18 protein-coding genes and 1 pseudogene are annotated in these 25289 nt (G+C 30.3%); 11 read left to right on the top strand and 8 right to left on the bottom strand.

Annotated elements, in window-relative coordinates; translation table 11 throughout:
* Positions 1-2: 2 nt before the first annotated feature.
* The 3 genes from BK054_RS15720 to BK054_RS15710 are packed head-to-tail and all read right to left on the bottom strand — an operon-like array spanning position 3 to position 5212.
* Positions 3-779 (bottom strand): hypothetical protein, encoded by a 777-nt coding sequence (locus BK054_RS15720; protein WP_071307504.1) that lies wholly within the window; start codon positions 777-779, stop codon positions 3-5.
* Between the two features lie 18 nt (positions 780-797).
* Positions 798-2177: a RagB/SusD family nutrient uptake outer membrane protein gene (locus tag BK054_RS15715; RefSeq protein WP_232234297.1), complete on the bottom strand. Its 1380-nt coding sequence runs from the start codon at positions 2175-2177 to the stop codon at positions 798-800.
* 11 nt (positions 2178-2188) lie between these two features.
* Positions 2189-5212 (bottom strand): SusC/RagA family TonB-linked outer membrane protein, encoded by a 3024-nt coding sequence (locus BK054_RS15710; RefSeq protein ID WP_071307503.1) that lies wholly within the window; start codon positions 5210-5212, stop codon positions 2189-2191.
* Between the two features lie 1621 nt (positions 5213-6833).
* Here BK054_RS15710 and BK054_RS15705 point away from each other — a divergent pair.
* From BK054_RS15705 to BK054_RS15695, 3 genes are all read left to right on the top strand, one after another.
* Complete coding sequence (locus BK054_RS15705) at positions 6834-7259, top strand: helix-turn-helix domain-containing protein (protein ID WP_232234296.1); 426 nt, start codon at positions 6834-6836, stop codon at positions 7257-7259.
* Positions 7260-7276: 17 nt separating this feature from the next.
* Complete coding sequence (locus BK054_RS15700) at positions 7277-7804, top strand: hypothetical protein (RefSeq protein WP_071307501.1); 528 nt, start codon at positions 7277-7279, stop codon at positions 7802-7804.
* Positions 7805-7939: 135 nt separating this feature from the next.
* Positions 7940-10987 carry a DEAD/DEAH box helicase gene (locus tag BK054_RS15695; RefSeq protein ID WP_071307500.1) on the top strand — a complete coding sequence of 1016 codons (3048 nt, stop codon included), beginning with the start codon at positions 7940-7942 and terminating at the stop codon, positions 10985-10987.
* A gap of 126 nt (positions 10988-11113) precedes the next feature.
* Here BK054_RS15695 and BK054_RS15690 read toward each other — a convergent pair whose 3' ends face one another.
* Entirely contained in the window at positions 11114-11644 is a 531-nt protein-coding gene (locus BK054_RS15690) for a YceI family protein (protein ID WP_071307499.1), read from the bottom strand.
* A 480-nt stretch (positions 11645-12124) separates the two neighbouring features.
* Between BK054_RS15690 and BK054_RS15685 the strand changes: the two genes are divergently transcribed.
* The 6 genes from BK054_RS15685 (at position 12125) to BK054_RS15660 (ending at position 18771) form a co-directional block, all read left to right on the top strand.
* Complete coding sequence (locus tag BK054_RS15685; RefSeq protein WP_071307655.1) at positions 12125-12550, top strand: hypothetical protein; 426 nt, start codon at positions 12125-12127, stop codon at positions 12548-12550.
* On the top strand, positions 12540-13832 hold the full coding sequence (locus BK054_RS15680) for a relaxase/mobilization nuclease domain-containing protein (RefSeq protein ID WP_071307498.1): 1293 nt from the start codon (positions 12540-12542) through the stop codon (positions 13830-13832). Before BK054_RS15685 ends, BK054_RS15680 begins: the two co-directional genes overlap by 11 nt.
* A gap of 4 nt (positions 13833-13836) precedes the next feature.
* A complete protein-coding gene (locus BK054_RS15675; RefSeq protein ID WP_232234295.1) occupies positions 13837-14151 on the top strand; it encodes a hypothetical protein in 315 nt (104 codons plus the stop codon).
* 917 nt (positions 14152-15068) lie between these two features.
* Positions 15069-15362 (top strand): helix-turn-helix domain-containing protein, encoded by a 294-nt coding sequence (locus tag BK054_RS15670; protein ID WP_071307497.1) that lies wholly within the window; start codon positions 15069-15071, stop codon positions 15360-15362.
* Between the two features lie 102 nt (positions 15363-15464).
* The gene (locus BK054_RS15665) at positions 15465-16754 is read left to right on the top strand and encodes a DUF4099 domain-containing protein (protein WP_071307496.1); all 1290 of its coding nucleotides are present in this window, start codon (positions 15465-15467) and stop codon (positions 16752-16754) included.
* A 1-nt stretch (position 16755) separates the two neighbouring features.
* Positions 16756-18771, top strand: a complete 2016-nt coding sequence (locus BK054_RS15660) for a DNA topoisomerase (RefSeq protein WP_071307495.1) — start codon at positions 16756-16758, stop codon at positions 18769-18771.
* Between the two features lie 61 nt (positions 18772-18832).
* Here BK054_RS15660 and mobC read toward each other — a convergent pair whose 3' ends face one another.
* The 4 genes from mobC to BK054_RS18185 form a co-directional block, all read right to left on the bottom strand.
* Positions 18833-20836: a conjugal transfer protein MobC gene (gene mobC / locus BK054_RS15655; RefSeq protein WP_071307494.1), complete on the bottom strand. Its 2004-nt coding sequence runs from the start codon at positions 20834-20836 to the stop codon at positions 18833-18835.
* A 625-nt stretch (positions 20837-21461) separates the two neighbouring features.
* A complete protein-coding gene (locus tag BK054_RS15650; protein WP_071307493.1) occupies positions 21462-22037 on the bottom strand; it encodes a hypothetical protein in 576 nt (191 codons plus the stop codon).
* Positions 22038-22242: 205 nt separating this feature from the next.
* The gene (locus BK054_RS18370) at positions 22243-22392 is read right to left on the bottom strand and encodes a hypothetical protein (RefSeq protein WP_156860100.1); all 150 of its coding nucleotides are present in this window, start codon (positions 22390-22392) and stop codon (positions 22243-22245) included.
* A 210-nt stretch (positions 22393-22602) separates the two neighbouring features.
* Positions 22603-22908: a YWFCY domain-containing protein gene (locus BK054_RS18185; protein ID WP_083387853.1), complete on the bottom strand. Its 306-nt coding sequence runs from the start codon at positions 22906-22908 to the stop codon at positions 22603-22605.
* A 181-nt stretch (positions 22909-23089) separates the two neighbouring features.
* Here BK054_RS18185 and BK054_RS18850 point away from each other — a divergent pair.
* Together BK054_RS18850 and BK054_RS15640 are read left to right on the top strand one after the other, a co-directional pair.
* Positions 23090-23766, top strand: a pseudogene (locus BK054_RS18850) (DUF6904 family protein).
* A gap of 48 nt (positions 23767-23814) precedes the next feature.
* On the top strand, positions 23815-25260 hold the full coding sequence (locus tag BK054_RS15640) for a hypothetical protein (protein WP_071307653.1): 1446 nt from the start codon (positions 23815-23817) through the stop codon (positions 25258-25260).
* Positions 25261-25289: the final 29 nt, after the last annotated feature.

The following is a 25289-nucleotide window of genomic DNA, read 5'->3' as shown; positions in this document are numbered from 1 at the left end:
TGTTATAGTTTAAGGTTTACAACAGTGTCATTTTTAGCTATGAAATTAATATAGCTTGGTCGGAATGGATCTATTGTAATGGGAGTGTTCTTAGGGACTTTAATGTTAAATTGCCCATATTTATCAGTAAAATGAAAAGAAGTCCCACCTTTTGTATTATTTAAAAAGTCAGTAATTACATAGATATTCTCTAAAGGAGTTCTAGTATCGGATTTAGAAATAGTTCCTGATACTGTTACTAAACTATCAGGGTTTACGTCTTGTAAAAAACGTGATAAAGCTTTATATCCAATTGGATTCTTTTCTTCAAAATCTTGAATTACCTTTTGAGGTAAAGGTTCTAATTCTATATTTAAAATTTGACTTTTGGTAAGTCCTGTAATATCTTTAGGTTTTTTATATAGATAAGAAATAGGAATAATGGAAAGAGTATCATTTTTATCAATAGTTATTTTGTAGTATCCTTGTTTATTTATAAATACTCTTTTGTTTTGTCCATAAGCTATTGTTTTTTTAGGTGATTCTTCTTTTAGAAAACTTGTTATATCTTTTGAAAAAGCCCATTTGTTTTTAATGTTTACAGTTGTAACCCCCAAAGAAACACTTTCTGTGTTTTTAACTGTAATTCGTCCTTGTATGGTAATACTGCCATCAAGATTCTCTAGGCAAGTGCTAGGCTGTGATTGCTTTTCTATCGTATTTAATTGTTTGTCTTGACAAGACAAGAAAATAAATAGGTTAACAATACATGTAATTATCAATATTATTTTTGCTTTCATTTTTGTATGTTTTAAAGGTTAGTATCCTGGGTTATTAGGAAGTAAGTTTTTGTTTATTTGTAACTGTTTATAGGGGATAGGGAATAAGTTGTGGTAAGGCTGAAAGTTTGGTTTTATGAGTTTTAAATCTTCAAGCCGATCAGTTATTTTTAAGTCAATAAAGCGCCTAGCATTCTCTGTAAAGAATTCCTTGCTACTTTCTTCTAAGTAATTTGTTATAAATTCTTGACTACTTAAGGTATAAGGTAGGTTCTCTAAGCCTCTTTTTTGTCTTACAATGTTTAGGCTTTCGATGGCTTGTTTTGTGTTTTCTTGCCTAAATTGGCTGTAGGCTAACTGAAAGTATACCTGCTCGATTCTGTAGAAGATTGAGAACTCGTCTGTGTTATTTTGTTGATTTTTGTATTTGTATACTTGATAAAATTCTTGATTATTAATATTTATCTTTTTTAACCACTGTTGTTTTCGTTTGTCATTATTGTCAAAAAGACTTAGTAAGTGATTACTCACGGTAGAGCTATTGTTTGTGAAATTAGAAAAAAGATAGAGTGATGCTTCTGATGTTATATCAGAGGCAAGTCTTGGTGCTATTTGCCAAATTGTACTTTTGGCATCTTTTTTAAATGTTCTATCTAGGTTGTCCTCTATACTGTATAATTTTTGATCTAAAATCAAGTGAGCAGTATTTTCAGCCTTGTCATATTTTTTCTGTAAAATATAGTTTTCAATTTGTAAAACCTGTACTATGGATTTATTTATATAGAATTTATTGGGATCTCTATATGAGTAATCTAGCAGCTCTGCAGCTAGAGTAAGATCTGATTCTATTTTTAAAAGTACTTCTTGATAAGGAAGCTTTTGTAAAGACTTATTTAGATTGTAGTTCGTAGATGTAGTATAGGGAATATCTCCATAGAGAATGCTTAAGTAATGGTAATATAAAGCTCTTAGCGCATAGGCTTCTCCTAGGAGAGACTTTTTTAACTCTGTTTCTAAAAAAGCAGAATTTGTGACTCCTTCAATAAAAGTATTAATAGAATATATGTTTTGATAAGAATTATTCCACCATGTGGCTATTCTAGAATGATTATCTAAAATAATATTTTCATATATGTCTTTGGTTGTAGTTACTGTGCCTGAGTAGTCCAGCTCGTCTGTAAAAAGACTAAGACTATAGCTAACTCCTGTACTTGATTTGTTAAAAATAGAAGGATTAGTTATTAAATCAAGGTAAAGGCTATTTAGTGCTGCTTTAGTAGTTGCTATATCTTTATAGACTTCAGACTGATCTATTTTATCATTTGGCATGTCTACTTCTATTTGACTAGTACAAGAAGTAATAAGTATGCCTATAATAAAGGAGATTGTTATTTTATATATATAGGTAGTGTTTTTCATGATTTTTAGTATTAAAAGGTTAGTTGAGTCCCAAAGGAAATTGTTCTAAGAGGTGGCAGTCCTCCAAAAGAAATAAACTCAGGATCCATTCCTTTATAAGAGGTAATTGTTAAAAGGTTTTGCCCTTGTAAGTAGAGTTTTACAGATTTCATTTTAAGCTTTGGCATTTTTAAAGTATAGGATAGAGCTACGTTTTTTAGTCTTATATAGGAAGCATCGGAAATGGTGGCAGTACTTTCTGTAAATGGTAGGCTATTATTCGGATTACCTATAAAGGCAGGCATATAGGTCGCATTTGGATTTGACTCAGAGTAGTAATCTGCCATAGCTGCAGGAAGATTAATAGATGCTATTCCAGGGGGGCTATAATATTTATTTATATTGTAATTATTTGTTTTAATGAAATAGAATAAAAAGTCAAGACTTAAGTTTTTGTAAGATATTGTGTTTTGTAACCCTCCAAAAAACTTTGGTGCAAGGCTGACTATATGTTGTTCGTCAAGAGATGTTATTTTTCCATCTCCACTGTAGTCTTTGAATGTAAAATTTCCTGTTTCTGGGTCTAATCCTTCATATTTATAGAGTTTTACAATGTTTATCGGTTTACCAATAACGTAAAAACTGCTTTCGGTTCCTTCTTCGAGTCCAGGGTAAGAAAGGAGTCTATTTTTAGAAAAAGAGATATTAAAACTAGTGTTCCAAGAGAAATCTTTGGTCTTTATGTTTTGACTAGAGATAGCAAACTCCCAACCTTGATTTTCTACAACAGCTAGAGAGTTACCATTAATAGAGGAAAATCCTGTTGTGCTAGGGAGAGTCATACCAACTAACTGATCTGATGAGCGATTGTTATAATAGGCAATAGAAGCATTTATGCGATCTTTAAAAAAACTAAGCTCTGTGGCTACTTCAAATTTTTTAGTTTTCTCCCATTTGTAGCTTGGGTTAAAAAGTGCAGTTGGTTTTAGAGTAGGCATATCATTGTAGATAGCTCCCACTGAGTAGGTATCTAAATAAGCATAATCACCGATATTATCACTACCTGTTATTCCGTAACTTGTTCGTAGCTTACCAAAGGATAACCAAGGAATACTTTTAGCAAAATCTTCTTTAGAGAATATCCATGCTGCTCCAACAGCTGCGAAATTTCCAAATTTATAATCATTTCCAAACCTGCTAGATCCGTCACGACGAGCTGTTAGATTAATAAAGTATTTAGAGTTATAAGAGTAGTTGATTCTAGTAAAGATGGAAGCATATTTATATTGATTTTTTACATTAGGGGAGAAGGCTTTTTCTTTTGCCGCTCCAATATTTTTAATAAAAGCATTAGAGGCAAAATTTTTACCATAAAACTGAATGGCTTCTGAGTCTGTTTGTTGGTATGAAAAACCTAAAAGCGAGTTTATTTGATGTTTACCTTTTGATAAAGCGTAGTTTAATTGAGGCTCTATTATAAAGCTATTGTGATTTTGATTTGAGAGGCTAGATTCAGAATATTCACTTGTTGGGTCAAATGCTGGATTATACATCGTGTGTGGTGAAATTTGTCTTTCTTCAAATTGATTTGTTGTATAACCAATGTTTAGTTTTGTGTATAGGTTTTTTAAAAGCCCATAAGAGATATTAGAGTTTAGTATAATAGTTGAGGTTTTATTCTCGTAAGTACCCTTTAGCTGTGCTAAGGGGTTTATGAAAGTGCTGTTCTCCCAATTTAGGCTTCCATCTTCTTTGTATAACGCAGGAGCATTAGGAGGTAAGGTAAGGGCTTGTCTTGTAAGATCCATAGTTGGTAGGTTATTACTTTGGTTAGAGTAGGTAGTAGAGGAGTTTACTGATAGTCTACTGTCTTTACTTTTATAATTGTAACTAAGTAGAGCTGAGTTTCTCTTATAACCTTTATCTGTTGGAAAAACAGTTGTGTTTTCGCTATGAGAATAATTGATATTGAAATTTGAAAACTCATTACCACCTCTTACTCCTAAAGAAAACTCTTGCCCTGTTGCAGTGTCTCCGATTAGCTTTTTTTGCCAATTGGTATATCTGCTTTTATCCCATACTCCATTTATATCATATGCACTAGCTGGAATTTCTCTATTGCCGTTTATATAAGCCTCTTCACGCATTTTTATGTACTGGGAAGTACTCATCATATCTAAATATTTACCAACTTTGCTAAAACTAGTAGAAGAGTTTAGGGTAAAGCTAGTTTTAGATTGGTTCCCTTTTTTTGTGGTTATCAGCACCACACCATTAGCACCACGCGATCCGTAGATAGCCGTGGCATCGGCATCTTTTAAGATTTCGATACTTTCTATATCATTGGGATTTATAGCATTTAAAGGGCTTATATTGGCAGATAATATTTCTGCTGATAAATTACCATTATTCATACCAAGAGCATCAGAGATAAATGGTACCCCATCGATAACATAAAAAGGATTGTTTCTTCCTGTTGCTTTTTGAGCTAAAAAGTTTTGTCCTCTAATCTCAATATCAATTCCACCGCCAGGGATACCTGTGAAATTTGTGATATTTACCCCTGGAGTTCTTCCTTGAAGAGCTTGAAGAGGATTATTAATAGGTTGAACTTCGATATCCTTGGCAGTAACACGAGCGATGCTTCCTGTACGCTCACGGTCTTTTACAGAGTAGTAACCAGCATTTATGACTACTTCATCAAGAGTGCTTATCTCTTGAGTTAATTTAATATTTAAAAAGGGTTGACCTGTGTAGGTAATTTGTTTAGTTGCATAGCCCATCATTGAAAAGACTAGGGTTTGTCCTTTGGCTATTTCAATTGAAAAATTACCATCTATATCTGTTATAGTTGCTATATTAGAATCTTTTACCATAACATACACTCCTGGTAGCTCGGCTGTGGAGTCACTAACTTTACCAGTTAGTTTTATTTTGTCTTGATAATCTAGATAAAATAGATTATCTTTAGACACAGCATAGGTAGGATAGATAAGAATGAAACTTAACATCAGAGCTATCCTGTAACCAGACTTGGTTAATAATTGAGTTTTCATAATTGTAATAATTGAATTTGACACAAGAAGACTTTTAATTCTAAAGATTTCCATTACAGAAGTATCTAAATAAGCCTTTGTATCAAGGGTTAGTTATTGGTTTATACACAATTGTTTTAATAGGACTATCTCCCTTTGCTCTTTGGCATGTCTCCCAAAATGCATAGTAAGAGCTTAGGGAGGATAGTCATGGACTTTTAGTATGACGTAAAATCCCTTTAAGCCATACAATGTGTTGTTTGTGTTTTGTGCCTACAGACTTAACTACTTTTAAAACCTTCTTACTAGTTAATTTCAAACAAACCCAACTAATCTAGCAGTAGTCTGTAAGCGTTTTTTTTCATAATGTGATAGTGTTTTATTTGGTTAATAAATACAACAGTGGATTGTATTGTTTCATAGCGTTTTTATTCTTACTAACTAATCATTTTTTATACTTACTAGCTGATCACTTTTTCATAGCATTTTATTCTTACTAATTGATCATTGTTATGCCTACTAGTATACAATAGACATTGTAACTAATAGGTAATAGAGGTCCTGTACGCATTCAGAAACTGTTCTGAACCTAGCGTAAAATGTCATTTTACTTGGTAAACTTTATGTGAATCCCTTAGAGTTATAGCTAAGTTGTTTATGAAATCAAAGTCTTAAAAAAACATAACTCTAAGGGTAGTTACACAAGAATCTAATCATAGGCTAAATGTGAGTTTAGTTACTAATAGTTTTGTTGTTTGTAATAAATAATTGAAAAAATTTCGAATTGAATCATTCGATAAGTCCATTAAGGATAAGGTATTGTAAGTACTAGAAAAAGAATACTAACAAATCTACCTTGTTTGTTTAAACCTTTATAGCCTAATTGGGAGACGGCCATGAACTAAAGGTTTTGGGTATTATGTAAGCTTTAGATAAGTTTAATATTAAACTGCTTTTCTAAAACTTTTATTCTCTTGGATAGTCTAACGTAAAACGTTAGACTATCGCATTTTGTCATCTTTTGCTTAAAAAATTACTAGCGATAGAGAGTTTTCTTTTTGGAAAACATTAAGAAAGGGTTTACTTTTAGAGTGCAAATCATTTAAAGAAAAACCAATCTTGCTTAAAACACTAGTGTTTTTAAGTAAAGATATAGTGTGAATAAATCAAGGAATCACGGCCTTTTTTTATCTCACTATTTGTATGAGAACAACTTAGAGTTTAAACCTTATACTGTGCTTTTTCTTTTTAAGAATCACAACAGTGAGTGGTTAAAACAAAAAATCGCTCACATAGATTATAATTTATAGGTCTTATGATATAAAAGAAAAGGGAGGACCCCAAACTGTACTAATCATAACACTTGATAAAACGACCACTGTTACAATTTTCCAGTAAGGAGCCCTCCCTTAAATGAGAAAGCAAATATATCACTTTTTCTTGAAAGGGCTATTCTTACTGTGCTCGAAGTGGTCGTTACTCAAGGTTCGAGACTTATAAATATTTTTTTATAAGCAGAGCTTACATAAAAGAGCTCTGTTTAAGATTTAAGGTAAAGATATGAAAAGTATTCCTAATTACAAAATTAATTAAATAAAGAATATTTAGTATGCATAAAATGGGTAGTTATATTGATATAAGAATGAATAAGTTAGGCTATACAGAAGAAATGGTAGCTACAAAGATGAATATGTCTCAAAGCCAGATTAATAAATTGAGAAATGGAAATGTATCTAAACTAAGTGCTTTTACTTTTTATAAAGCTGTTATTGCTTTAGGTGGTGATTTTAAAGAAGCAATAAGAATTGTTTTTCCAAATTTTCAGAAAATAAAGCTTAAGAGAGTGCCAAAGAAGAAAAGAAATCAATTTGGAACTTTTATGTTGAAATTTGAGAATGTAAAAAATACACCTAAAATTATATCGATAAAGACAGGGATTCCTGAAGCAAGAATTTCGGATTTGTTCTTTAGAAAGGGGAGTCTTGAAGCTTTCGAATTACTTTTAATTGAAAAAGCAATAGATAAAGAACCAGGGGAGCTTTTTATGAATTATTTTCTAAACCAATAAACCAATTAAATATAATTATGTATGTACTATCAAAGAACTTTAAAGAGTTCATTCAGAGTCAAAAATCAGAGAATAATTCTGTAAATGATATTATTTCTATTGTTGTAGCAAAAGATGCTACAATTGATAAACTAAAAGAATACTTATTGGAACATGATGGTGTTTTAGACCGTGTAAGAAATTCAACTCTAGATTATTTGTTACTGTATGCTTATGATACTTTAAAGGATGATTGTATAAAAGTAGAGGAGTTGAATGATTTTATTGCCTTAAAGAAAATATTTTCAATTAAAGAAGGGGATTTAATAAGGTATAAAGAGTTTGAAGTACAAGAGATTTTAAAACAACAATTCATTAGAATGTATTCTGATAAGTTTATAGATAACAAGGAGGCTATAACTCAGGTAAACCTTCAAATTATGTTTGATCTTAGTTATGACAAGTTTGAAGAGTTTAAAAAAGAAGAGGTGATATCAGCTCTTATTTTGGGAGCAGATCCTAGAAATCTAGACATATCAACCTTACCTAAAGGTTTTATTTTATAGTGAAATAGACTAATTATGTACTATCTAAAAAGCCATAGTAAGCCAAATCATTCCCTTAGCTACCTATTTGTATATAGTGGCTTATTTAGAGTTCTTTTTGATGTAGTTTATTATAGTAATTAAAGAAAAAGAAAATTGACACAACAACACAACATACTAAGGTATTGGAGAGACATTGAGGTATTTAATCTACCTGGCTTTAATAAAAACGCTGTTTTATTAGATTTAAATCAAATCTTGCCTTGGATGCTTGACCAAGCAAAGGCTAAAGATAATTATAAGTGGAGGTACACACTTTTTTTTGGTAAAGTAGGCAATAGTAATATTATTAGCTATTTAAATACATTACTTAAATCAGAACAGATTCAAGATTGGCAAGAACCTGTAACTGGTTTTAGCTGTTTATCTGCTTTAATACTTAATGAAAACGGATCTATAGAACAAGATAGCTACATACTGGCTAGTTATATATTAGGAATTAATGCTCTTAAAAGCGGCAAAGACTTATCTACTATATCTGAAGAGCTAGAAAAGGTTAAAGAAGATTTTCTAGAAAGACATAATTTGCTTGATAATTCTAGTGACTCACATCAACAAGGGCATAAGCCTTTTTGCTTAACACAAATCCAAAACGAGATTGTTTATCTGTCTTGGCTAGCTCCTTGGCTTAATTCTGATATTAAAGTGTTTGTTTTAAAAGAGCAAGTATATAAGGATAGTGAGGCTGTAATTAGCTTTTTAAATAGTTTTTTTCTTGATGATCTAAACTATTTAACGAGTATAAAAACCAGTGAGTTCAGCCCTAGTTTAAAACAATACCTTACCCTTAAACCAAGTATTGATAAAAGAAGAGATTTAATAAAAGACAAGCAGCATTTATTTAAGGCTCTTAATCCTTGTTATCTTACCATGGGAAGGTGGCCTTCTAAAATTGAATATGGACTTTACTCGGCTCAAAGCGCGGCGGTAAATACAATTTTTAAAGATCTAAAAGACTCTGAGGGGATTCAAGGCGTAAACGGGCCTCCTGGTACGGGTAAAACCACGCTATTGTTAGATGTTATTGCTGAGGTAGTTGTAAAAAGAGCTCTTGTTATATCAGATCTAGGTTGTGATCATATTTTTGATCAAGGACATAATGTTATTGCTAAAGAAAATGGATTTGATTTATATACCTATCCTCTTAATGCAAAGCTTCAAAGAGACTTTGGAATTGTGGTGGCAAGTAATAACAATGCAGCGGTTGAGAACATAACTAAAGAATTACCTGCTAAATCAAAAATAGACAATGAAACATTTTCAAAGGCTAGTTATTTTTCAAACTATTCCCAAAGACTTATAAGCCAGCCTAGTTGGGGAGTTTTGGCAGCAGCCCTTGGAAATAGTGAGAACAGAGGGCTTTTTAAACAGGCCTTTTGGGACTCTAATGAAAAAGAAAATTATTTTGGTTTTGAAGCTTTGCTTTATAGTGTTTATAAAAAGGCTGATAATACTAATCTTTACGCTAGAGAGTTTGAAAAGCAAAATCAAAAATTCAAATCCTTGATAAGCGAGTTTACTCAGTTTCAGAGCCTTTCTAGTAAATTTCATGATTTACTTCCGAAGTGTATTGAGAATCAGAATCAAAAAGACAAGCATTTGTCTGAGATAGTGTTAATTGATAAGAAAATTAAGGATTGTATAGATAGAGAAAGGGTACTTTTAAATCAAAAGCAAGAATTAGAAAATGATTTTAGTAAAATAGAATCTACTCTAGTGGTTTTATCACTTAGAAAACCCTCTTTTTTATTTTTTCATAAACTTTTTAAAACCAGTGATTTTACAAGTTGGGATGCTCAGGCTAGTGAAATACTACAAGAGTTTAATAAAATAAACAAACAAATATCTGATTTGAAAAATCAGATAAACAGCTGTTTAAAAAGTATAAAGGATTATCAATTAGAAAAAAAAGCATTAAGTCTTGAGATTGAAAAACTCGATGAGTTTTTTATTTATTATAATGATATTAAAAAAGAATTAAACCACAAATATGGCATTGATACTAATGATATTTGTGATTTAAATTTTTTCGATAAATCAATCAAGCAGATACATCTTTTAAACCCATATCACTCAAAGCAGATAGCACGTTTAAGAAGTGAGATATTTTTAACTGCTTTAAAATTGCATGAAAATGCGATTTTAGTTAATGCAAAGAAAATTAGAAATAATCTAAATGCTTATTTTCAGCTAATACAAAACACGATAAAGACAGAAGATAAAATCTATCAGAATCTTTGGGATACATTTTTTATCTGCGTTCCTGTTGTATCAACCACACTAGCCTCTGTGGGTAGGTTATTCTCGAGTTATAGTAAACAGCAAATAGGCTGGTTGTTACTTGATGAGGCAGGTCAAGCTACAGCTCAATCCGTTGTAGGGTTGATTCAAAGATCAAAAAGATGCGTAGTAGTTGGAGATCCATTACAGGTAGAACCTGTAGTTACAATGCCTGTAGAGCTTGTAAAAAGACTAAGACAGGAGTACAGGGTTGATATTGCGTGGTCTTATTCTAAAACATCAGTACAACAATTAGCTGATAGAATCTCAAAATATGGGACGTACATGGATGTAAGTGGAACTGATAAGAAAATATGGACTGGTTTTCCACTTCGAACACACAGGCGTTGTGATGATCCAATGTTTACAATTGCCAATGATATTGCCTATAATGGGCAAATGGTTAAGGCCACTAATCTAACCCATGAAATAGAATCATTAGCTATATCACAGTGGTATAATGTTAGTGATCAAGTAATGCTTCAAGACAGACATGTTGTTATTGAAGAGGTAAGACTATTAAAAGAAAAGATTTTTCAATTAAGAAGCTCAGGGTTTAATAAGCAGATTTATGTAATCTCTGCTTTTAAATCAATAGCTCGGTATTGTCACAATGAATTTTTATATGACAAAAAGATAGAATGTGGAACCATACATAGATTCCAAGGAAAAGAGGCAGATGTTGTGTTTTTAGTTTTGGGTAGTGATCCTAGATCACAAGGAGCAAGAAACTGGGTTAGCCAGAAACCCAATATGCTAAATGTGGCCTTAACTAGAGCAAAGCAAAGGTTTTATGTAATAGGCAATAAAAACCTATGGGGTAATTGTGAATATTTCAATGTAATGGCTAAGGAGTTACAATAAAAGCTAATTGTTTTGTTTACTATTAACTATTTAAATCTTTAAATAATCAAAAAAAACCTTCAAGAGAATTTCTCTTAGAAGGTTTTTTGCATTTATGAAAAGAAAATTAATTTATTAAAATTACAATTAGGATTTTGTAAACTGTACTTCAGCAAGTAATTTAATATCTTCTCCCACTAATACTCCTCCTGTTTCTAAGGCAGTATTCCATTTTAACCCAAACTCTTTGCGATTAATATTTCCTTCTAAAGACAAAGCAATCTTAGTGTTCCCCCATGGATCTGTTAATAATCCACTGTATTGAGCATTAAGCGATATTTCTTTAGTTATATCCTTTATTGTAAGCATTCCTGTGATTACATATTCGTGATCTGATTTTTTTTGAATAGAAGAGGACTTAAATCCTAACTCTCCATATTTGTCTACTTCAAAGAAATCTGCACTTCTTAAGTGATTGTCTCTATCTGTATTATTAGTATCTACTGAAGAAACTTTAGCTGTGAAGGAAATATCGGAATTTTCAAATGCTGATTGATCGTTAACAATAGTAGATGTAAAGTCATTAAACTTTCCTGATACATTTGTAAACATCATATGTTTTACTTTAAATCCTATTTCTGAATGTGTAGGATCAATATTCCAAACTGTTTTTGTCATAATAATTTATTTTAAGGTTATTGTAATATTATCCCTAGTAGGATTTTATATAAGACAAATATATAACCTATTTTGTCTTAGTGTACTTAATCTAGGTTAAGAATGCGCTAATTTATAAGATTAAATACATTATTTAGTAATATTTTTCTAAAATAGAATCAAAAAATGTGGTAAAATATAATAAAACATTGGTAATGTATTTTTGCTTATTCTACTGGTTATATCTACTAACTCTGTTATAAGGAAGGGGGATCTGTATGAATTGACTTAGATTATGTCAAAATTTAAAAGCGGAATAATTCAAAGAAAAAAAATTATAACAATCAGCAAAGAGTTTCGAGATAGGCAAAGGCAAAATAAAGATTCTGATGATCTAAAATAAACCAATTGTCAATCTAAGCCTAATTATGCCCATAAATACCATAATATCTTAAACGTTAGTTTTTATTACTAGTTTGCTTGTATCTAATATTTATGGTCATGGAAAAAAATACTAATAATAAAATAATAGAGAAGAAAAAGACGGTATGGCACAGACATACTTTTTATTTAACTAATCAGCAACAAAAAGAGTTTAGTAGATTGCTTTTAAAATATAGTATTAGTAATAAAACTAAGTTTATTGCTTCTTGTATTTTAAATGAGTCTACTAAAATAGTAGTGGTGGATCAGGCTTCTTTTGAATATCATGCAAGTCTTACAGGTTTGATTAATCATTTTAAAACTTTGGGTATAAATTATAATACACTTGTAAATAGACCTGATTTACCTTTAGATTCACAACCAATTTTAAAAGATATTGAAAAGACAACTTTAGAGTTATCAAAAGTTTGCCAAGAGGTTATAAAACTCACTTTAGATTTTGAGAGTAAGGTCTTACAGAAAATTAGGGATTATGGTAGTTAGAATAGTAAAGAGTAAAGATATTATAAAGGCTTTGGTTTATAATCAAAATAAACTAGATAATATGTGTGCTTGTATACTAGGAGTTAATAAGATAGCACTTCCTTTATATGAAACTCAGAATCCTATAGGGTATTTTTATAGTTATTTTGAACCCTATTTACTCAATAATATTAAAACCATCACGCCAGTTAGACATACATCACTTAATCCCAACCCAGTGGATAAATTAGATGATCTAACGCTTTTAAAGATAGCCAGGGCTTATATGGAAAAAATAGGCTATAGCCAGCAGCCCTATATTATCTATAAACATTTTGATCTTAAAAGAATACACCTTCATATTGTATCTATATCAGTAAATAGAAATGGATATCTAATTAATTGTGATTTTGATTTTTTAGTTGCTCAAAATGCGTGTAAGGAAATAATTAAAGAGTTTCAATTAACGGACTATGATAAAAGATACAAAAAAAAGAATGATCTAGATCTTAAGGTTGTAGATCATAGAGAGTCGAATCTAATTCATCAAATAGATAGTGTTGTTAGTAGTTTACCTAGGTATTATAGTTTTGAGGATTTAAAGAGTTATAATGCAATTTTACAACTCTTTAAAGTAAGGGCTATAATTGGAAAGACTATGGAGGATAGTGAGTCGGGACCTGTTATGTATTTGGCTTTAGATAATAAAAATCAAACAATTAGTAACCCAGTAAACTCAAGTAAACTTTCTTTAAAAGTAGATATAGACTTTTTAGAGAAACACTTTAAAAAGTCTATTAAAACTAAGGACTTAAATATTGATAATAAGCTTAGTGATCAAATAAGATCATATCTTTCTCAAAGTAAAGACTACAAACACTTTAAAAAACTGCTGAATTGCCAAGGAATTAATCTAGTTACCGATAGTATAGATAAAAGCGAGTTCTATTTTGTTAGTCATAAATATAGGCGAGTTTTCTGTTTTGCCCATATTAATAGACAATTGTCTAATAAATTAGATAACGATCCTTTTTTTAATACGCTTTTACATAACTCTAAAAAGAAACAAGACCCTATTGAGAGACTTGTAAGACATAGATTTATTGAGTTAAATAAAGAGTTTGATAGCTTAAAGGTTCATCCTTGTTTTGATTTTGTAGATAATTATTACAACTCTTATAATAAAGCAGAGTTTGTTAGTTTTTTTAATTTTCTATTTACTGGTCCTGTAGATGATTTAGATCAGAAACAGTTTATGAATCTTAAAAAGAAAAAACGCAAGAAGAAAATTCATACTCTTTAAGAGAATGAAATACTTTAATAGGCATAGAGATATGTTGGGTAAGTATTTAAAAAATAGGTGTGGTTATTTAAAATTTAAAGGTATGATAAGTAAGTTTTTAGGTCTTTGCTTTTCAATTAAAAGTTTTGTTTCTTTTCTATTAGGGGGTAAGTCTAAAGAAGATAGCTCTGTAGTAACTACTGATATTATTGGAAAAAGCACAACTAAAATAAATTATAAAAAGCTAAATAAAGCTAAGAGATCCTCAGAGAGTCTAACGGATTTACTAGAAAAAAAACAGGATGACTCTTTTAAAGAAATAGCAAGAAGACTTAAATAGTTATAACTTGGTTTTAAACAAGAAAAAATTGTACGGTTTGTCTCTTTTTTATTAATCGTCTTGGGTGTTTCTTGATTTTAAAAAAAAATATAAATCCAATAATAAGATTCAGTATACTGACAAATATTTCTTTGTTTAATTCATCAAAATTATCAGTTCTAGTATTATAACAATACACTAGATTAATTAATATAAACAGAGATGCACTTATAAGTAAGTAACTTATAAAACGTAGTTTGTTTTTCATTTCGTTTTTCTTTTGTTTATGCAGTTATTTGAAAATAATCTGTTTGATTAATGTGTTGTAAATCAGTGTTTTTTTTTTAATAGTTAGAGCTAGTTAATAAAGAGTGATTTTTAGGGAGTTAAAAACGCTTTTTGATTACTTAGCTCAATAAATACTTTTTATTGTATAAAATATGTTATTATTTTAAATTAACGATTAATAAGTGTTAATTATTGTAAAAAAGTATTATTCTTAATTGTATTTTGTTTTAACTAGCATTTATGGGGGTGTTTTTAGTTTAATTGTTTTTTTATTTAGCTTAGAATTACTTTAAGACTAGCATTTGTTCAATCTGTTTTGCTCTTTTTGTAGCTTTATGAGTTGTATGTTAACTTATCTTTAAAAAGTATAGAAATAAATAGTATGTTTTTTAATTATTTGTAAATCAGATGTCTATTGGCTTTGTGATTCAGAAAAAATTCGTATATAAGAAGAGGTTTTCTGGCTTTTTATTTTGTTTTCTTTCCTTAAAGCCTTATTGCATCTAGTCTTGTGACTAGTTAGGTGTAAACTCTTGTCGATTTTATAAGATTTTCTGTTTTTTTAGTGCCAATTGGCTTTATACCTTTTTTAAGCTTTTGAATTTTGTATGGTTAGCTAACAAGACTATTAACCATTAAAAATTTAAATCATGAATGTTACTCGTTTAGAATTCATCTCCTGGATGGAACGCCTCTCTACAAAACTTGATACTTTAAGTGAGCACATTGCCAAGGTTCAGCTTCAAACTTTAAATATCGATGGAGAAGAACTTTTAGATAATCAAGATGTTTTACAGATTTTAAAGATAAGTTCTCGCTCACTTCAAAGATATAGATCTGATAAAAAGCTTCCCTATTATAGATTAAAAGGTAAGATATACTATAAGCTCTCCGATATACAGCAGTTCATACGAGACAGCTTTGCTGTTCCGGTAAGAGAGTAATAAAACGACTCTAAAGGTCAAACACATACCTTTTTGTGCCAAAAATAAGAACAAAGCGGTCTGGGAGATACTTTTAGGTATTAATCAATTAATCTATTAATTATGGAAGTAAAAAAAAGCAGTGAATCAAAACATGATATTTTACTTGTTAGTGATTCAAAGGATAACAAAATTAAAGCCGTACAGGGCTTAAGTGAAAACGGTAATCTTAAAAGTGCACCGATTAGTAAGAATAATTTAAACTCATTTTTAAGATTAGATAAAAATGGGGATTTCTTTTCTAATTTTTTCACCAATTTCTTTTCTCAATTAAAAGACCCCACTAGGTTTAGTTTTTTTAGGGTTCCAGAGAATTTAGCCATTAGTTTGTCCAAGCAGATGCAAGGTGAGTTAGACTTGAAAAACACTTTAAATCATCAGCTGTATCTATCCCATCAAGTAGATCCGAAGCAAATGATTCAAAGTATAGATAATAGTACCAATAAGGATATAACCTCTTGTAAAGAATATAATCCATATAAATACAATATTGACCATATAAACTGGGAATCACTAAGTCAGATAGGACTCTCAAAAGAGAAACTTGAAGAGATGGATCTCTTAGAACCTTTATTAAAGGGATATAAAACAAAAGATTTAGTTCAAGTTAATCTTAATTTGGGATCTGCTGAGTTTTCATTAGATGCACGTCTTGGACTTAAACATGCACCTAACGGAGAGGTTGTAATGACTCTTGAGGGAGTAAAAAAGTACCCAAATTTAAATATACCTTTTCAAGGACATGAGTTTACCAGGCAAGATAAACACAATCTTTTAAAGACAGGTAATATGGGAAGGGTAGTGGAGCTTTTAGATCCTGAGACTAACTCTTATATCCCATCGGTTGTAAGCGTGGATAGATTAACCAATAATATAATGGTTACTAGTGTTGAGAAAATGCAAATTCCAACACATATAAAAGGGGTTGATCTTTCTGATAATCAATTAAGTGAGCTAAGACAAGGAAAAGCAGTTCTAGTTAAGGCTATGAGTTCAAGTAAAGGAAATCCTTTTGATGCTCATATTCAGTACAATGCATCTAAAGAGCATATTGAATTTTTGTTTGATAAGACAAATAAAAATAAGAAGATCTCAAATCCTGAAGACTTAAAGATCTTTAGAGGAAAGACCCTAGATGAAAATCAGTATAAAGAGCTCTTAGAGGGCAAGACTGTGGCCATTGATGGACTTATTGATAAAAGAGGCAAGCCTTATAAGGGTTTTATAAACTATGATAAAATAAACAATAGAACTAATTTTTCTTTCACTGATCCAAGTAACCCTAAGACCATAGAGAGTCAAACGCAGAATAATAAAGAGACTCAAAACAGAAAAAAAGGCTTAAAAATTTAATATGGAACTTATTATAACACAATCAGCAAGCGTGGCTAGAATTCTAGCCACGCTTTTTAATGCAAACAATAGGCATTTTGATTATTATAGCTCACAGACTCATTTAGTTATTTGGATAGATGATTGCCTGGTAGACTTAAAGCCTTTAAAATTTAAACAAGATAATGACTCTTTTGGAGCTAAAAACTTCTTTGAGTATAAATTAAAGCTTGTAAGAAGGACTAATAAAAACATTCCTTGTGTTGTTCAAAGTAAAAAAGTGCAGTTAATAAAGCGTCTCATCCTTAAATCTAAATCTATTGTTATAGCCACAGAGCCAAGTCAGACCCAAAGAAGAATGTTTGAGTATTTCAAAGAATTCTTTAATATAACCCAGCCCTGTAAAACCCTATGGCTTTATAGTTTAGAGAAATCCTTTTTAAAAAATCACTTATGTTTAGATAATACTACTTCTTGTTTTAAAACTTATTACAACAGGGACCTTATCTTTAAGATTGTTCAAAATAGGTTAAGTAGGTATTATTACAATCAAACAGGAACAAAAATTAAATTAGGTCTTATTAAAACTGCTCTTATCGCTTTGTTATCTAAAAAACATCTAAAGAGTGAGGCCAGTAAACCTAAAACTCGCTATAGAGTAAGTGTCGAGCTTAGTTTTAAGGAGAAACTGTTTTGTTGCTTTTTTGAAAAAAAGTATAAAAAACTAAAACAAGCAAAGAACTTATCTGATTTACTTAATAAAGATTCAAGGGTAGAGATAAGCGAAAAAAACATACAAACTCTAAGGCAAAAGCAATTACTTTTATATGACTTTATAAGTCTTATAATATGCGTTAATAAATTATATGGATTTTCTTTTAGTAAAACAAAACAGGCCTTGCTTAGTCTTTACAGACAAAGATTTATTAGTTATCCCCTTACTTTAAATAATTATCTGCCTAGTTGGTATAAATCAAGTATACCAAGATTATTAAACGCCTTAAGAGATTATCCCTTGTTTAAACAAGAGCTGTTAACTTTAAAATTAGCTAGGCTTAATTATAAAGATGTGATAGTAGATAGTGATTTAAAAACTCACGGCATTATACCTACTTTAAAGATTCCAACTTGTTTAAATACGTGTGAAAAAGTAATCTATCAATTGATAGTAAAAAGAACAATAGATTGTTTTACTCCTAAAGAAGATGTAAAAAAAGTTAGTTTAAATCTCTTTGTAGATGATGCAGGTCTTGATTTACCTTTAGAGATTTACAAGGGAGAGTTCTTAAAGGATAATTTGGTAAACCAAGTTGATACTCTAGAGCAGCTTAATGGTATGAAAGTCTTTAAAATAGAATCTGTAAATATTACAACACACACAAAAAAGCAGAATGCTTTGTTTAGTATAGAGGGTTTGTTTAAAAAACTAAAAAAAGATTTTATTAAAACCTTACACGAAAACGCAATTTCCCAAATACATTTTTGTTATTTTACAGATCTTTTTTTGGGTCTTAGTTTAACCCTTGATCAGTTAATAAAACAAGAGTATTTGTATATAGACAATAAAAAGCTTGTTTGTACAAACAAGGCTCTTGATTATTATTTTAAAACAAAAGATTTACCTGTTTCTAGCTTTGCTTATTTATTTGATTTTGAGGTTTTATTTTTCAAGGCAAATCAAGCAGAGATAAACAAGCAAATGTTTTATAGTATCAGTTGTGAAAAGCTTAAGGAGTTAAGCCAAAGCATCTCTTATTTAAAAGAGTCAAAAGAGCCTTTAAAAGGATCTTGTCCTAAGTGTTTAGGTAGTAAATTTGAGCTTAGCTATCAAAGGCTTGTTTGTTTAAATAAAACTTGTAATTGGACTATACCTAGATTAGTCTTTGGAGTACATCTGTCTAAGAAAGAACTTGAAGAATTACTGGAACTTAAAAAAACAAGTAGAGTATTTATCTTTAAAGCGAGAGATAACATTTGTTTTAAAGCGTATTTGTTTTTAGATAAAAACGTAAGACTTATGTTTGATACAGTAAAATAGTATTTAAACTAGAAGATAGATAGAGATAGTTTGTTTTAAAACACCTATCTCTATCTTTAATTTATTTGTTGTTATTAAGTAGGTGTACTAAATCTGGATCGTTTTCAATGCGTTTAATTTCATTTTTAACCAACAGCTCAACGTCTTTTTTTATTTGATTGTAATTATCTGTAATAGCCCTATCTAGGTGATCATTGCCTTTGTAGTCTGTAAAAGAGGTAAGAGTTGGTATTTTTTTATAATTCATTTCTTGATTTTTTATCCTATCAGAGTCTATTAGTATTTGTGCGTGGAAAAACTTCTGCTTTATTTTTTGGGAAAAATCATCAGATACAGCCCCAACAAACATCCCTTGACTTAAAGACGATATTTTAGAAGCGGGGATAAGCATATCGAGCTGAGTGGAAAAAGAGGTGGATCTATCTTGCCTAGTAATAGATATACTTTGGCGTTTTTGAAGTATTTTTCCAAAACGCTCAGATAAGCTCTTGGCTGTATCTCCAACTACTTGACCAGAGAAGATGTTACCCACCGTGTTTTGAATGACTTTGCTCTCTTTATCTCCATAGTCTCTTACTAGTTGAGAGAAATCCTGAAAACCTAAGCACACCGCTACTTTATTACTTCTAGCCGTTGCAATTAAGTTATCAAGGCCTCTGAAGTAAATAGTTGGAAGCTCATCTATTATAACGCTACTTTTTAGCTGGTCTTTTTTGTTTATCAGCTTTACAATACGGGAGTTGTAAAGACCAAGTGCTGCTGAGTAAATACTTTGGCGATCTGGATTATTTCCCACACAGAGAATCTTGGGCTCACTGGGATTGTTAATATCAAGGGAGAAATCATCTCCACTCATAACCCAATATAGAGAGGGAGAGATCATACGAGATAGCGGAATTTTTGCCGATGCGATCTGTCCTTGAAGCTGATCTTGAGCTCCTCCTTGCCAGGCGTCCATAAAAGGAGAGAGATAGTTCTCTAAGGAGTCGTACGAGGTTAAAATAGTAAAAACATCTTTGTAGGGTTTGTTAAGTAGCTCAATAGCATGAGGAAAGGTGCAGTGTTTACCATTTTTGTAAATCTTTAAAAACCATATAATAGCCGCTAGAAGGATAATAGGCGATTCTACAAAAAAATCACCTTGTTTTTGTATCCAAGATCGGTTAAGATTAAGCATAATGGTATAAGCTGATTCATATGCGTCGGAGATATCTGTTATAAACCTAGGGTTTATTGGGTTACACCTGTGGCTTTTTCTTGGATCATCGAAGTTTATTACATAAAACTTAGGCGTTATTTTGTATTTATGAGCATGTAAAAGAAGATGGTTATAGGCAATAGTTGAAAGATCATCGTATTTAAAATCATAGATATACATGGCAAAGCCTTTTTCTATTTGCTGCTTGATAAAACTGTTTATAACCGCATAGGTTTTACCCGAACCTGGAGTCCCTAGAACAATTGTAGCTCTAAAGGGATTAACTACATTAATCCATCCATTATGCCATTTTTTTCGGTAGTAAAATTTAGTTGGAAGATTAACCGAATACGGGTTTTGCAAAAGTCGAGTCTCTTGATAAAAACTTTCATTCTCTAAATTAAAAACATCTTCTAAAAGCTCCTGATTTATAAGTCTACTTAAATATGCTCCCGATACAAGAAGTAGTATATACCCGATTGATAAAGTTGTGATGTATAGGATATTTACAATAAGTAAGTTTATTTTTAAAAGAAAAAAGTTTAAAAAGAAAAGCCCAGCTCCCATTAAAAATAAAATAGCTACTTTCTTTAAAGTGATTTTTTGATTTTTTACCCCTTTGTTTCCCAAAAGACTTAAAGCTAGAAGTAAAATAGAAAATATCTTAGTATAGAGTGGATGTGCAAATAAACTTGCTTTAGCGTTAAATCCTAAAAGGATTTTATCAATCACAGGGTGGGTTAGCCCAAGGCGTATAAATAAAGAGTAACAGAACCAGTATATGTGCAGAAGTAGTATAATAATACTAACGGCTCTTAAAAAAGATAAAATCTTTGAAAGGGCTCTTAAATCATCTTCGCTTTGCATAGTTTTATATCTTTAAAAATTAGAATATTAAAAATATAGGTTATTGCTTCTTTTTTATCTTATTGACTCTTAAAGGGGGTGTTTGTCCTTAAGAGGCTGGCTTTATTTTTTTAATAAGATGAGCTTTGTTGTTATTGTTGAGAAAAAACTATTTTATCTTGTAAAAAATAAAAGACAAGACTATGTTTTATATTAAACCAACAAAAAATGTTATAGGTTTTCAGCTTTGGGGAAGTCGTGAAGGTTTAAGTTAGCTGTATGATTCTTTTTCTATTTTCTTTAATGATCAAATCTATGATTCGGAATTAGAATTTGATTCTTGTGATAAAATTATAAGTGGTATTTTATATAAGATTAGAAAAGTCTTTAATGATAGTATATTAAAGCGAAACTCGGGTCATTTAAGTGATAGTGAGTCTATTTAATGTATCTCCGTTTATTGACATAATGCTATTTTTGTCGTGTACTTAGCCATTTTTAAATAGAAAAATAGATAGGGGGGGATTGAATATACGCCAGGAGAGTTGTAAGAGAAAAATGATATAATCATTAAGAGTTAACTCAAAGCTAACTCTTAATGAATTATAAAATAAATCTCAGTCTTTTATATGCTTTATCCTATGGGTTAAACTCGTTTGTTTTTATTGATTTCATCTTGAAGCTGTCTTCTGATTTTTTGTTCTCGCTCTAAGGATGATTTTTTATATTCTTCAAGTTCACTTTCTGCTTCGATTTGTTTTCTACAGGCATCCTTTGTGTTGGTAAAACTTTTCTTGAATTGGATAAATAAGATACCTAAAACCAATAGGAGTATTAAAATAATAGACCAAACTATTGTTTTAAAAGTACTTTTATGGGTACTGATACCTATAAAGTCAAGATTGTTTTCTTTATCAATTGCAATTGTTAGGTTTTCTTGAAGAACTTGTAATTGATTGGATAAAGAATCTATAGATTTTTTTTGTTCTATAAGAGAATTCTTATTCTCTCGTATAGTAGTTTGTAGGTTGTTTATCGAATCCTTTACATTTTGTTGTACTTGTTGTAATTTATTTTTCTCTACTACCTTGTAATTTTGCCAATTATTTGATTGGCTAATTAGTGTGTTAAATTGGTGTTCTATTGTATTTGTATCGCTTTGTGAGTAGCTTGATAAGGTAAATGTTAGTAAGGTGGCAGATAAAATAATGGCTTTTTTCATTAATTAAATTTTTGAATAAGATTTGTCTATAGGCATATATAAAGATTGAATGATTTATTTAAATTAAACGTAAAGATATTTAGAAAAGTATACACTTACCCATTAGTGTCCGATAAAACTTATTATTAAGAGATTATTTTATCATACTATCTTGATAGTAAGCTTTATATTGTTTTTATCTCATAGTTAGACTATAAATAGGCTGTCAAAATAAAGAAAGTTGTTTTATCTCTTGATCTTCAATAATCCAATCTTGCTCAGGATTTTCTAAGAAATGTAATAGTTTAATATGGTTAAACAGATGAATCTTACAAAAACTCACCAAGTTTGAGAAAGCCCAACTTCTATTTGCCATCTCAGTTTGTATAAGGTAGCTATCATATCCGACTTTATTTGGAAAAGATTAGTTATAAACAAGAATTCCCTCTTATGCTCTCTATTAAAAAACTTTACCTTGCGCAGTTTAAGCTTCGTTGTAATGTTATTTTTTTAAATAAGCTTATTTATATAAGCTTCAGAAACAAGAAGCAGTATGTATCCTATAGATAAACTACTAATGTATAGCCTAACTGCTAGAGATGAGTTTAGAAAGAAAAGTGATGCTCCAATACAAAATAGAATAATTATTTTCTTTTAGGTGATTTTTTACCCCTGCGTATCCCAAAAGATTCAGTCCTAGAAATAAAATAGAAAATAGCTTCGCGTAGATAGGATAGAGAAATAAACTTGCTTTAGCGTTAAATCCTAAAAGGATTTTATCAATCACATGGTGGGTTAGCCCAAGGCGTATAAATAAAGAGTAACAGAACCAGTAAATGTGCAGAAGTAGTATAATAATACTAACGGCTCTTAAGTCATCTTCGCTTTGCATAGTTTTATATCTTTAAAAATTAGAATATTAAAAATATAGGTTGTTGCTTCTTTTTTATCTTATTGACTCTTAAAGGGGGTGTTTATTCTTAAAAGACTTGGTTTATTTTTAATAAGATGAACTTTGCTGTTATTGTTGAGAAAAAACTATTTTTATCTTGTAAAAAATAAAAGACAAGACTATGTTTTATATTAACCCAACTAAAAATGCTATAGGTTTTCAGCTTTGGGGAAGTCGTGAAGATTTAAGTGAGTTGTATGACTCTTTTTCTATTTTCTTTAATGATCAAATCTATGATTCAGATTTAGAATTTGATTCTTGTGATAAAATTATAAGCGGGGTTTTATATGAAATTAGAAAAGCCTTTAATGATAGTAGATTAAAGCGAAACTCGGGCCATTTAAGTGGTAGTGAATCTGTTTATTATGGATGTTGGTTATCGTGGGTTCAAGGAATATTTTTATTCAGGCCATTAGATACAAGCAAAGTCTATTGCCAACTAATAAACTAGCTCTAGCACATTTGTTAGAGTTTGAGTATTGGATGGAAAAAGCAATGTATGAATTTGACTTAAAAACAGCTTTAGAATTAAAAGGTTTTATAACCGGTAGAATAGATACCTTAAATGATTGCCTGTATATTTATATGAGAAAAATTAACTTAGAATACTTCTTGCTAAATGGTGGTAAAAAGGCCTTTAAGGCCTTGCCAGGATTACTAGAGAAAGCCTGTTATGGAACTTTGGGTTATAATCTTTGCAGAGAAGAACTAGAACGTGAGGCTAAAAGATTAAAAATTAAGGTAACAAGTTTAGAGCTTGATGATGATTATTTTGATTATGAAAGCGTGAAGTGGTAATTGTTTCTTTTAGTAAGTTTAAGTAGAGAGTATAATAAAAAGTCAGCAATGTATAAAATAAAGATAGATAAGATTTTAAAAGAAATTCAAAAAGAAGAATTAGAAGAGTTTATTGTGTATTACAGTGAGAGGAATCCTCAGTTTAAACTGGATCTAGAGACCTATTTCTCAGATAAGTTTAAAAATGATGATATTCAAAATAGGTATAGAGCGCTTTTAAAAAGTATTATAAGCTCTTATAATTATAAGGGCTTTATAGATTATAATAACACACCAAGACTTGCTAGTGAGTTGCAAGAACACTTAGAGACTTTAGAGGTGTTGATTCAACGTCACAGGTATAAAGAGTCTTTAGACATTATAAAGGCGGCTTTAACAGAAGTAATTAAAGTTGTAGAGTATTGTGATGATAGTAGTGGGCATATAGGTGTTTTGTTATCTGAGATATTGCAGTATTTAGATAAGCTAATAGAATCACAAGAAATAGGTGAGCTTAAATTAGAACTAATAGAGTTTTTAGAAAGTCAAATAAACAAAGAGATTTACTTTGACTATGGAGACTATGGCTATGATTTATTAGACTCATATAAAATGCTTTGTTTTAAAACGGAAAATAAAGAACGTTTTTTAACCTATATTGATAAAAAGGCTAGTAAAGAGAAAGATAATCGTTTTTTGCTTGAACACCTTATTAAGCTCAAATTAGATTTTTTTGAACATTATAAGGATATAGATTCTTTTTTAGCCACTTTAATGAATAACTTAGAGCTATCAGATGTAAGGATTAGACTGGTTAACTATTATAAAGACAATAAAGAATTTGACAAGGCTAAAGAACAAGTTTATATAGGTATTAAACAAGCTAAGGAGTTAGATTATTTAGGGCTTGTTTTTAGGTGGGAATGTCTTCTTTTAGAGATTTATGAGTTAAGCGGTGATATAGAAAAGATGCGCTGTCTATATAAAAAGTTTGCCCTAGAAAGTAAGGGGGATAAATCTGAGTATATAATTAAGTGGAAAAACACCTATACGGATTCTAATTGGAGTATTGTTTTAAAGGATTATATAAACGAAGTAATTCAAGATGTAGATAAGTTTTGTAAGAAAAATACTTATATGACCAGAGATGCATATAATAGAATGTTACTGGAAAGATTAGGTAAGGTTTATGTTTTGGAAAATATGATACAGGATTTGTTTAATTTAGTGAGTCAGGTTAAAGATCTAGGATTAGTGCTAAGTTATATTGATGTTTTACAAGAGCATTACGATGACTTTGTTTTAGTAGATCTTTTAATGCCATTAGTACTTTTACAGGCTAAAGGACTTAATAATAGGTCAGGTTATAGAAGTCTAGCTTACATTATTAAAGAATTACAAGATAGATTTATTAATCAATCTGTAAAAATAGAAACTACTATAAAAACCCTTCAAGAATTATATCCAAGAAGAACTGCTATGATTGATGAGCTTAACAAATTAAGGTCGTCTTGACTTTTGTAAAATAAAGAAGGGTTATAGAA

Origin of the sequence: Myroides sp. ZB35 (assembly GCF_001865835.1) — a bacterium.
GTDB classification, from domain to species: domain Bacteria; phylum Bacteroidota; class Bacteroidia; order Flavobacteriales; family Flavobacteriaceae; genus Flavobacterium; species Flavobacterium odoratimimum.
Note: the sequence above shows the minus strand (reverse complement) of the source record. Positions and strands in the feature narration are given on the sequence as shown.